This is a genomic window from Halorubrum sp. C191 (genome assembly GCF_002727095.1).
Lineage (GTDB): Archaea > Halobacteriota > Halobacteria > Halobacteriales > Haloferacaceae > Halorubrum > Halorubrum ezzemoulense.
Genome location: NZ_NHNZ01000192.1, coordinates 18,310 through 29,823 on the forward strand (window position 1 = coordinate 18,310; position 11,514 = coordinate 29,823).

Here is an 11,514-nt window from a genome sequence, read left to right on the forward strand (position 1 = left end):
AATAGCATATTACCCTTAGTATTCAAGTAGTTTGTTGCTGTGACCGTGCTCTAGTCTTGTCTTTTATCGGCGGACAAGGCGAATACCCCGAGGCGATTCACTTTCTCCACCAAAGTCCAGAACTCACTCTACAAGTTCGACCCCAGTAAATTCGAACCGTGTACCACCCTGTTCACTCTCGGTCACAGTAATCTCCCACTCGTGAGTGCTGGCAATTTGCTCGACGATCCGCAGGCCGAAGCCGGTCCCCTCCTCATTGGTCGAGTAGCCCGCCTCAAATATTTCCTTGCGGTCACTCCCTGGGATACCGGTTCCGGTATCCGCCACGTAGAAGCCGTTCTCTATTGTACCGACGGATACTGTCACGTTTTCGTCGTTATGTTCGACTGCGTTACGATAGAGATTCTCAAATAGTTGCTGAAGACGGCTCTGATCGGCCTTGACAACCTGAGAGACATTAGTTTCGAGTGCTGCCTGTCCCGTGCCAACGGTTTGCCAACTGTCCTTGGCTATGTCCGCAAGTCCAACTGGTTCGGGCTCACCAATCTTCTCACCCTCTCGTGCCAGTGTTAGTAAGTCCTCTATGAGCGCGCCGATCCGATCGAGTGCCTGGGCAACACCCTCAATATGGTCACTCTCGCACTCCTCACGAATCAGTTCTAACCGTCCGACAGCCACTTGAAGCGGATTTCTTAAATCGTGGCTGACAATGCTGGCGAACCCCTCAAGTCGCTCGTTCTGACGTTCGAGTTCCCGTTTGTTCTCGACTTCCTCGGTGACATTCTGTGAGACTGCCATCACGTACTCGATCTCATTGTTGTTGGTCCGAACAGGGGCGGTCTGAATTCGGTATTGCCTGCCCCCGTACTCCTGTCCGAACGTGCTGGCATTCCCATTCAGCGTTTCCTCGTAGTAGTGACAGAGTTCATTCGCGATGTCTTCCGGGAACAGATCGTGTGATTTCCGACCCTCGATATCGTCGGGAGGTAGGCCAATGTTGCCCAGTTCTCTGCCACCGGCGCGTACGTATTCGAGATCCGTGTTGATCAGGAATACCGCACCGTCCGGGAAATTCTTGGCTAGTGTCTCGTACTGGTTTTTTAACTCCTGTAACTCCTGTTCACGTTTTTTTCGGTGGGTCACATCCCGGAGTGTTCCAACTGAGCCGTTGAATTGGTCGCCTTCGTACGGGAGAACGCCCATTTGATCTTCACAGACAATCGGGTCACCCTCCCGCGGGTGCACCGTCACTTCGAATGTGAGCGTTTCCGGGCCATCACTTGACAACAACCGTCCCAACTGGTGTTCTGCCTGTTCGACAGCCTCCTCGTCTTTGATGAGCGACGGTGTGTTCCCAAAGATAGTTTCCCGGTCGTAGCCGACTAACTCGACGAACTCGTCGTTGACGTAGGTGAACCGTCCCTCTTCGTCAATCACGTACACTGCGTCGGTCAGTGCTTCAATGATCGTTTCGTACTCTTCTAATCCTCGCTTGCGGTTCTCGCGCTCGGTGACGTCCTGAAACTTTGAAAAGATCGACTGTACGTCCCCTTCTGCGTTGGTAACAACACGGTTGTGCCACTCACCGGTGAATACTTCGCCGTCCTTTCGGACGTTCCGATTGAGTGCGTGTTTTCCGCCATTGGCATTGAGAAGGCTCTCGACGACAGTGCCAATTTTGTCATGGTCATCGGCGGCGACAATCATTTCCCATGGTTCGCCGCGTATCTCTTGCTCACCATATCCAAGGATTTCTTCAGCCCGTGCGTTCAGCCGTTCGAATCGGAATGTGTTGTCCCACTGGACGGCCCCAAGTGGGGATTCCTCGAATAACAGCGCGAGTTCCTGCTGTCGTTGGCGAGTAGTCTGCTCGTGTTCGACGCGATTAAGCGCTGCTATGAGACTCCCTGCCAGTAGCTCTCCGAGCGCGGTGTCCTGTTGATCGAAGGCTGCTCGCTTCTCGGAGCCAGCGATCAGTACCCCATGGTCAGCAAGTGGCAGATACAAGTGACCAGCGAGATCAGTTCCGGTGTTGTGGCTGTCCGAATCTTGCTGTACATCTGCTATTACTGCTGGTTCGCCGTCGCGGTAGACTCGTCCCGCGATACTGTCCGTCACAGGAAGTGGTTGTATATTTCCAATGAGCGAGTTTAGCTCATCCGTCTGTGCCACGGGAACCAGTTGAGTGTCGTCAGCTTCGGAGACGTGGATAGCATTTGCCTTGAAATTGAGGATATCACTGGCAGCCTCAACGCCAATATCAGCGACCTCTTGTCTGGTTTCTGCCTCTAGGAGTGCCTGTGTAGCCCGGTTCAGTTCGGTTAACTGTCGTTCACGTGTTTTTTTCTCAGTGATGTCGTTGACTGCCCCGCGGAGCTTCGTTACTTGCTCCCCAGATTCCACGACTGGAGTGATCGTAACGTCCAAGAGACGCTCGTCGCTGCCGCCTGGATGGAGTCGCCACGTGTCTCGTAGTTTATCACCTGCTTCGAAACCCTTCTCGAGTGCTTGCTGAACTTCTTCGCGGTCATCCGGGTGGAACAATTCTATCGCCTCTTCAACAGGGATTTCAGTCAGGTTGGGACGCTCGATAATTCGACGGGCACCAACGGTCAGCAAGACCCTACCACTCTCTCTGTCAAGTTCGAACCCGCCGGTGTTGCCCGCAAACTCTGTCAGGCGCATCAGTTCTTCCTGTCTGTCAGCGCGCTCAGCCTCACGTCGGGTGTTGACCGCGTTCCGAATTCGGTTGGCCAAGAGTTCGTACGTCTCTGAACCTGTTCCCTTCTGAAGATAGTCTGTTACATCGGCGGAGATCGCCTCACTGGCTACCTCTTCACTGCCCTTGCCGGTAAAGAGAATGAACGGGAGGTCTGGATTGTTCTCACGGACACCTTGTAAGAGTTCTAAGCCATCCATGCCGGGCATGTTGTAGTCCGAGACAATACAGTCGGGTAGGTGACTATCAACCCGTTCTAGGACCTCGTTACCGCTGTTTGCTGTCTCAACAGTGAATTTATCATCCTCACGTTCGAGGAACGTCGCAGTCAGGTCTGTAAGAGACGGCTCATCGTCAACGTGGAGAACCTGAATCTGTTGTTCCGAAGCGAGAGTCATTACCCGTTACTTTGACACCAGTTCTATAACACTTTCTGAGGATTATCATGTTTGATTTGTTCTTGTATAGCACATTGTTGATGGAGAGAGTTCTTGCGATTTCGAGATACACCACTTCTGTGAGATATCTCGCACCATAGTAGCTCTGCCGACTACCTACTGAGTGAGGTTTATAAAAGAAATCCGTGCCAACAACCTCCACGAGAAGAGCGAGAGTCAAGATGATTTTACGGGTCTGACAATCAAAGCTAATAATTTCAGAGGTACAGTTATTTGTATCTTCACCAAAGACTCTTTATGTCAGTCACAGAAACTGAAGCTGAACCCACCAAAGTGCTGGAGTTTGGCTTGGGCAACGGGACGTACTGTCTGGATATCGGGATCATCGACGAAATCGTTGACGCCGGCAAGCTCACGCGGATCCCTAATTCCCCTGACCACGTTGAAGGCGTAATGGACCTGCGAGGACGTACGACAACGATTGTTGATCCGAAGACACTCTTTTCGATCGACGAGAAAGGACCCCGCGAACGGATTGTGGTGTTCGACGACGACGAGACCGATGGGAGCGGTGCCGTCGGCTGGATGGTTGATGAACTGTTCCAAGTCCGCGACGTGGCTCCAGAAGACGTGGATCAAGCAACAACCGTTAATGGCGAAGGGGTTAATGGAATCGTCAAATCCGAAAACCGCTTCTTGATCTGGGTCACTACAGATATCGACGAGGTCGTGGACTTCGAAGCTCCCAATCTCGTGAGGGAGAAGGAGCAGGCCGACGAATAGTGGGTCGGCGGATCAGCATAATACAAGCTGGAGACTCCGACCTCAACCCCTGCGGGACCTACGGTCACGCTGCTGTCCCGGAACAGTACTTTCGCCTCGCTCGCCTGAGCTATAAGTCACAGAGTCTCTAATTTTGAAGCGAAGGAGCACTGCTGGGCCGGTTTCAACAACTGGATCAGCTCCCAAACAGTGTCAGACGCTCCCTCTCCCCTCGAAGTAGCCCGTGAACTCGTGAGAAATTCTTCACACCGCAAGAAGGCAAGCCATCAACGATCTTCTACAGATAAGCGGATTGTGTACCGGGCAAGGTGTTCAGGAAACGGGGGTTTTCTGAACACCAGTATGAGGACTAAGAATGGGCCTAACTACAGGCTTATACAGAGATGGAGAAAACGAGAGTTAGTCAGGGGGCGAACGGGCAGTACAAGATCACCGTATCGGAGGGGCTCGCCGAGGCGATGCCTGTCCTCGTCGTTGCGTGGGGCGTAACAAACCGGGCGTGGATGCTTTCCCAGATACTTGATATCTGGATCCTCACGGTCAAGCGTCTCTATACAGACTCACTGCCCCCGCTTACTGAACCTGGCCGCCTCGCAGGACGCTTCGTACGTGGCGAGAACCACCCGTCAGTGATGCGTACGTCGCAGCGGCGGATGCCGAGTCCGACTTCGACGGCTCACGCTAGCAAGGTCGTATAGTGGTGTCACACAGTATTGACTGCGACACCACATCGAGTACTCTATCTGGGACGTGAAATCCACGGACGACGACAGTTCGCCGTTGGGTCTCACTCAGGGACAACGCCTCAGAGAATGCGCGGGTATTAGCAGCGGTCACTGCGGCGACAGATTGTACCAGCCAAATGACAGCAGATCCCTACTCTAATCGCCCACCGCAGAGTTGGTTCTCATTCCACAAACGACAAGTCAACCCGCATAATACGTTCGCTGAGGCGGTCGAACTCTGGCATAGGCACTCAAAGTCGTCCGCCTCATCCTCTAATTTAATACCAGGTTGAGTGGTTCATGCGTCGCGTTGCCGGAAGACAAGAACGACAAGCGCCACAACAAGTACAATCTGAACGATCTTATCAACATACCCAACGAGGGTGAAGTTCCCCGCCTTGGCAATATACCACAATGGGATCTGGACAGCTGTATACGGAATCGCGGCGATAGCGAGACCATGGCGACGGACACCTCGTGCGTACAGGAGCATTCCCCCGATGAAGCCAACACCAGCAAGAAGTACTGGCGGCGCTCCCTCTATAACACCAGCATACAGATGTGTTGCGGCTGTGATGCCTAACAGAATAAGTACGACTTGCTCAAGTGTTGATAGCGAGTTCATTCCAGAAGTCCCTGTCGGCGCCTGTTGAGTCGGTGTAGACACAGTATATTTGTGTGACTCGACAAGTATTAATCTTGCTCTATTAATACAAGACCATTTGAAAAATAAGACTTCAGCGGATCTAATGGCTGTGAATGACTGCTATTGGTAGTCTCAGTACCTCACAAAGCATCCTCAGCTAGCTGTTTCCGAAGCCTAAGTTCTACGGCGGAGCGGTTGTGCTGGTGGCCCTGACGAGAGATTCGTACACGAACCGACGGAGAACTGTCGCTGTCGGCGGCGCTGCCGCCGACGTGACAGCGTCGCCACTCCTGGCGAAGGCTAGCCCGGTCGGAGAGTAGCGAGTAAACCGATCGTCTGGTGGTCGATTTGCGGGGACGGTCCGACGCGTCGCGAGGGCTGTCCACGCTGCCCGTTGAATCATATTGATGAACTTCTTGAACGACCACTTCCAGAGGCGACGCCCGCACGGCGGGGCGTCGCTGGTATTAGACACACCTTCAGCAAGCAGACGTCTCAACTAGCCGGCTTTGTGATGTACTGATATCCACATCAATTGTATACACGCTACACACAAGATAGTATTGTCTTATATGGGAAATTGTGTACTTTTCTTTTCGTTCAAATACCCGAATTTGTATTTTAGATTCGTTTGTAGCATCTAGTATAGTTCTTGTTCCACAATATTAAAACCCGTTCAGCGCGTCACACAAGTGTGGTCCATAGCGAAGAAACACAGCCGTTCGACATAGAGGTGGGGCCCCTACAAGCGGTGGTGGCCGCACTCTTTTCACAGGTGATCATTAACGGGATTAATCCCACGGTGGATGCGTGACTCGCAACCCTCTATCGAGAGTGAACGCGGATTCACCACGGATTATAGCTTCCCTACTGGTCCTGTTGACGTTACTAGGCGCTGTAGGAGGGGTCACAGCAGTGCCAGATGCTCGGATTGGTATCGATGAGGTCGATGTCAGCTCAAGTGAGCCGGTAGTCGATGAGCGAACGTTATTGAATGTGACTGTCTCAAACTCTGGTGGAAGTCCAGCAGCCGCCAACATAACGAGCGTTCGGCTGTATAATGCGGGTGAGGACGGCAACCCACGTGACGAGGCTACCATGGTCGGAGGACTCTCTCCGGGTGACACAACTGATGTCGCTCTGTGGACAGAGTTCGACGAGCCGGGGGAATACCGACTCACTGTCGAGGTCGTTGCGGATCAAGAAGCGACAGGTGGCGAGGCTAACGGCGGGACCGTCACGGTGACACGCGACGTGATTGTTGATGTTCAGCCAGTAGAGGTTGCGCTTGACCTCCGAACCCGCGCGCTAGCACCGGAAGACCTCGAGAGCGACGATGATGATCAAAATGCTGGTGGAATAAATGTTGGTGGTGTCGGAGATCTTCTCGGTGGTGGTGGCGGCGGCCTCCAAGCCGGTGGGACCGACGAGTCTGACTCTGAGTCCGTCGAGTCGGTTGACTCTCCGGTAGCGGTGACGGTCGTTAACACCGGGACGACGACCGCAGACCGCGTGAGCCTGACTGCCGTTGGCACATCAGTCAGAGGGGATAGGGGAGAAAATGCCGCGAGTGACGATGCTGATCCAACAACTAAAGTCGGCCCCTTCGTTGTCGAGAAGCTCGCACCCGGTGAGGAGCGGCAGGTAATTATCGACCTTGGCCCGATTGACGAGCGTTCGGATGTGACGGTTACCGCGGCGTTCCGTGCTGATACCGACGTGAGAAACGAACGCGGTGCTGACCGAACCGCGGAGTCGACAGTAACGTATCCAACGCGCGAAGGTAGTCCGAGCGTTACCGACGCGACCATCCGGACGACTGATGATGGTCAGGTAACTGTTGATGCCAACCTCGGTAATGCGGGTACTGGTGAATTGAACGGGGTTGTCGTTTCGGTTACTGGGACAGATGGGGTTGAACCGACCCCAGCCGGGCAAAAATACTTCATTGGAACCGTCAGCGCGGGCGATTTCGTCGCTTTTGACCTTCAAACTGTGGCGAATGCCTCTGTAGCGGATGAGGTTCCGATCCGGATCGAGTACACCGAGCGTGGTGTCCGCTACACCGAGACCACAATAGTGGCGCTTCCAGAGCCAGATGACGAGAGTGGGTCAGAATCTGGTACTGTTGGCACACTTGGAGTAATCAGTATTGTCGGAGTTGTTGGCGGCACTGGGGTCGCAATTGCTGGGAGTGTAATCCGTCGCCGCGATGTATAGCGTCGAACTCAGGGGTGCGACCAAGCGGTACCCAGGCGGGGGGACCGAACCGGTGGTCGCACTCGACGACGTGAACTTCGCGGTTGAGCCTGGAGAGTTCGTTGCTGTTGTCGGCCCCAGTGGTTCTGGGAAATCAACGCTGCTCAACGTACTCGGTCTCCTCGACGACCCGACTGAGGGGTGGCGTCTGCTGAACGGTACCGATGTGACTGAACTCTCGGTCGCCGAGCGCACCACAGCTCGCAAGGGATCGATCGGATTCGTCTTTCAGGACTTCCACCTCCTGCCAGCGCTGACCGCGGTCGAGAACGTTGCGCTACCAACCGCCTTCGATTCAGGCGACGCGAGCGACCGTGCTGTGGACCTGCTTAGACGGTTTGGGCTCGGTGACCGGCTTGACCACGAACCATCAGAACTGTCTGGTGGACAGAAACAACGGGTCGCTATCGCTAGGTCGCTGATAAATGACCCGGCAGTGTTACTCGCTGACGAGCCAACGGGGAACCTCGACACGGACACCGGCGAGTCAATCCTCGCTGAGTTCGGGCGGGTAAAAGAGGAGGGTGTTGCTGTCATCGCGGTCACACACGATCCGCTAGTTGAGGAGTACGCGGACCGAGTCGTTGAGCTCACCGACGGGGTGCTGGTAGGCGGAGATGTCGATGAGGCGACCTCAGTAGACGACACCCTAGGAGGCCGGAACAGCGAGTCGCCGCTCGCACCGGGAGAACAATGAGCAAGAGTACTTCCAGCGGAACCGACACTGAACCCGGAGCTACCAGTTGGCTCCGGGGCTGGCGACCCGCTGTTGGAATGGCCGGCCGGAATCTCCGCCGGAACCGCGTACGGACGGTACTAGCGGTGCTTGGCGTTTGTATCGGCGTGCTGGCAGTGGCCGCGCTAGGGATATTCGGAAATGTGCTCGCGCTCGGCGCCAACGACGCTATCGGTGATATTGGCACACAAGTAGTCGTGTCGCCAAACTCGGACACCGGAGTAGAGTCACTTTCGACGACTGATGTAGCGGAGATCCGACGTGCCGTTGACGACCCGGCGGTCGGCGATCCGGCTGTGGTTCCACTGTATTCGGACAACGGGATTGTTGCGGGCGCAAGCTCACAGACCTTTGCGACAATCTATGGCGTTGAGGAACCAGCCCTCGCGTTTGAAGCCGCTGAGGGGGAGCTCCCGGACCGTCACCGGCAGGGCGCAATCATCGGTGCGGGTGTTGCTACTGATCTCAATATTGGGACAGGCGATACTGTGGAGATCGTAGGGTCACAAGTGCGCGTCGTTGCCGTGCTCGCTGAGACACAGACATTCAGCCCGGTTGCACCCGATGACGCCGTCTTTCTCCCAGAGTCGGCGTTCGCCGCTGACGGCTACGCGCAAGCGCTTATTATTTCAGAATCCGGTGAGACGGCGCAGGCCGCTGCGGACGCGATCCGCAGAGAGGTGAACGCTCGTGAAGATCGAGTCGACCTATTCGAATTAGCAGCAATCGTGGATGAGATTAATGGCTTCTTTGACCTATTGAGTACGTTCCTGCTCGGGCTCGGTGCTATCTCGCTCGTGGTCGCCGGCGTCTCGATCCTCAATGTAATGCTGATGAGTACGGTCGAGCGGAGACAAGAGATTGGCGTAATGCGTGCTGTGGGTGTGACCCGCCGAGACGTGTTGCGTGTGTTGTTAGCAGAGGCTGGCCTGATTGGTGCCGCGGGCGCCGCAGCAGGGACTGTGCTGACCGTGATACTCGTCGCCGCGCTCGTAGCCGCAACCCCAGCGGTTGACGCCAGCCTAGTTATCGACCCGACTAACGCTTACTATCTCCTGTTGGCGCTAGGATTTGGAGTTGGTGTGGGAATTATCAGTGGGGCGTACCCTGCTTGGAAGGCAGCAAACGAACGCCCGGTAGAGGCGTTGCGAAGCTAAACCAGTACACCCATAGAATATCAAATCGGAAATCAACCATTTTATATACACTCAGCCAGTTGACGGGTTTTTGCCACTCGTTCGTAAAATCACGATTCGTAAATAGTAGGGCAGAAGCAGCGGTCGCGTTAAGTTAAGCAGAAACGCAAGACGGCAAGAGTATCCCGTGAGCTTTGGAAAGCCGAGTTACATACTCAAGATAGGTAGTAACTCCGGGAGAAACTGGATCTGCCTTCTCAGTTCTCCTTCTCGTTGATCCTCAGAACACGATCCGCTACAACGTTCCAGAACACTACAGAAAATCGCATGACAGCAGCTAGGTGAGTACTAACTTGACGCGACCGTACATAGTAACGCCCGCTAAATATACATCGCACATCGGTGATTGCTCCGCCGACAGTCTTAATATATTGTGTGTTCATAACAATACTACATGGGGAAAAAGTGTCAACTACAAGTGCGCCGTCTCGCTGGTGGAATGGCATTGCTTGGACTCACGCTCGGGACATTCGTGTCACGATGGTTTTTGTTGCTCGTCGGGTTTGTCGGTCTTAATCTCATTCAAAGTAGCTTCACAGATGTCTGCCCGGCAGAGCAACTTCTCCCAGGGTGTGAAACGAACGCCGAGGCCAATACCTCATTTGTAAGGTCCTAACTCCGATCGGACGCGAGAATCATTTTTACTCTAGTTTTTATCCGCAACTCAGGAAATATAAAGAAGAGGGTTGGACTGCTAGATAAGTTAGAGGGCCTGACGGCAGTACATATTTAGTCGTGTGGAATATATACAATATTATGATGGGATACGGACGGACTGACCGGCGATACGGACAGTGTAGACAATCAGCCGACCGGAAGTGCCGCCCGTTCGAATTGCCACACACCCGTGGGGATGCCACACGATGACCGGCGGCGAGCAGGCTCGCGGTGGCCAGATGCAGCGATGGGTTGCAGAAGTGTTCAAGCCGGCCGGCGTTGGGGTTGGGGTAACAGTGCTCGCGAGCGTGGTACCATTCGTTGGGTTGCTCGCACCGGCGATGGGCGGTGGCGTGGCGAGCCAGGTGAAGAAGTCTGGCGACGGGAGCGGCCCACGAGTTGGGTTTGTCACGGGCGCATTAGTGGTGTTACTGTCGCTACCGATGACGTTTTTCGCGGTGGCAGTCGCTGCGACCGTATCTCCGATCGCGACGGTCGGTGTGTTGGGAATGACCCTCGTCGGTGCGGTATACGTCATCGGGAGCAGCGCGCTCGGAGGCTACCTTGCCGACGAGCTCGCGGAAGATCACCGGAGCCGTAAAGACGCTACGCGGCAACTTACGCCAGCTACGACGGGAGGGTCGGCGTCACCAATCGAGCGACTCAAGCGCCGGTACGTTGACGGCGAAATGGATGACGACGAGTTTGAACGGCGACTGGAACGGTTAGTAACTATCGAAGGGGCCGGGGAGCAGGCGGGCGACCGCGTCGTCGAAAATCGCGAACGACGACCGAACCGGCGGGAGACTACAGTACCTGCCCACGAGCGCTAACGGCGTCCCAGAAGACCGACGCGCCGAGCGTAGTACAATGGACATGGTCGCTAGATACGAAGCGATTTCGCGTCGTCGGCGTCCGCGACGAGGGCGCCGACGACTACCACCTGTACATGACGAATTTAGCGAGGAAAGAGTTCTTTCCGGCGGATTTAGCGGAGATCTACCGCTGTCGGTGGGAAGTTGAGCTGTTGTTCCGTGAGCTGAAGACGCAGTACGAACTGGACGAGTTCGACACGAGTGACGAACACGTGGTGAGGATCTTATTGTACGCAGCGCTGCTGTCGCTGCTTGTAAGCCGTGATTTGTTGGATCTAGTCACTGAGCAGGCGGATGATGAGCTTGTGTTTCCGACAGAGCGCTGGGCGGCGACCTTTCGGTCGCACGCCCATCTCATTCTCCACGAACTCGGTGAGTTCCTTGGCTACTCACCACCGCCGCTGCTCGAACGCCTGATCGAAGACGCTCAAAAGATCCACAGGCGACGACCAATCTTACAAGAGATGCTCGCTACCGCTACACAACCGAGGTGTGAGGCTTAATACTGTCAGCTAAATAT

At 54.8% G+C, this 11,514-nt stretch carries 8 protein-coding genes and 2 pseudogenes; 7 read left to right on the top strand and 3 right to left on the bottom strand.

The window, feature by feature from the left end; genetic code table 11:
- Positions 1-123: 123 nt before the first annotated feature.
- Complete coding sequence (locus Z052_RS17055; protein ID WP_094520279.1) at positions 124-3,117, bottom strand: PAS domain S-box protein; 2,994 nt, start codon at positions 3,115-3,117, stop codon at positions 124-126.
- 297 nt (positions 3,118-3,414) lie between these two features.
- Between Z052_RS17055 and Z052_RS17060 the strand changes: the two genes are divergently transcribed.
- Complete coding sequence (locus tag Z052_RS17060; RefSeq protein WP_092563099.1) at positions 3,415-3,900, top strand: chemotaxis protein CheW; 486 nt, start codon at positions 3,415-3,417, stop codon at positions 3,898-3,900.
- Positions 3,901-4,923: 1,023 nt separating this feature from the next.
- Here Z052_RS17060 and Z052_RS21110 read toward each other — a convergent pair.
- Positions 4,924-5,292, bottom strand: coding sequence for a hypothetical protein (locus Z052_RS21110; RefSeq protein WP_241897989.1), 369 nt, complete (start codon positions 5,290-5,292; stop codon positions 4,924-4,926).
- Between the two features lie 298 nt (positions 5,293-5,590).
- Positions 5,591-5,733 (bottom strand): annotated as a pseudogene (locus Z052_RS17075) (ISH3 family transposase); the annotation flags it as partial.
- A gap of 417 nt (positions 5,734-6,150) precedes the next feature.
- Between Z052_RS17075 and Z052_RS17080 the strand changes: the two are divergent.
- The 6 genes and pseudogenes from Z052_RS17080 to Z052_RS17105 form a co-directional block, all read left to right on the top strand.
- The gene (locus tag Z052_RS17080) at positions 6,151-7,491 is read left to right on the top strand and encodes a CARDB domain-containing protein (RefSeq protein ID WP_094520226.1); all 1,341 of its coding nucleotides are present in this window, start codon (positions 6,151-6,153) and stop codon (positions 7,489-7,491) included.
- A complete protein-coding gene (locus Z052_RS17085) occupies positions 7,484-8,227 on the top strand; it encodes an ABC transporter ATP-binding protein (protein ID WP_099289284.1) in 744 nt (247 codons plus the stop codon). Before Z052_RS17080 ends, Z052_RS17085 begins: the two co-directional genes overlap by 8 nt.
- Positions 8,224-9,423, top strand: a complete 1,200-nt coding sequence (locus Z052_RS17090; RefSeq protein ID WP_089308966.1) for an ABC transporter permease — start codon at positions 8,224-8,226, stop codon at positions 9,421-9,423. The genes Z052_RS17085 and Z052_RS17090 overlap by 4 nt, the downstream gene beginning before the upstream one ends.
- 433 nt (positions 9,424-9,856) lie before the next feature.
- Positions 9,857-10,078 (top strand): DUF2892 domain-containing protein, encoded by a 222-nt coding sequence (locus Z052_RS17095; protein WP_094520223.1) that lies wholly within the window; start codon positions 9,857-9,859, stop codon positions 10,076-10,078.
- Between the two features lie 247 nt (positions 10,079-10,325).
- The gene (locus tag Z052_RS17100) at positions 10,326-10,952 is read left to right on the top strand and encodes an SHOCT domain-containing protein (protein WP_176450679.1); all 627 of its coding nucleotides are present in this window, start codon (positions 10,326-10,328) and stop codon (positions 10,950-10,952) included.
- Between the two features lie 20 nt (positions 10,953-10,972).
- A pseudogene (locus Z052_RS17105) lies at positions 10,973-11,497 on the top strand (transposase); the annotation flags it as partial.
- Positions 11,498-11,514: the final 17 nt, after the last annotated feature.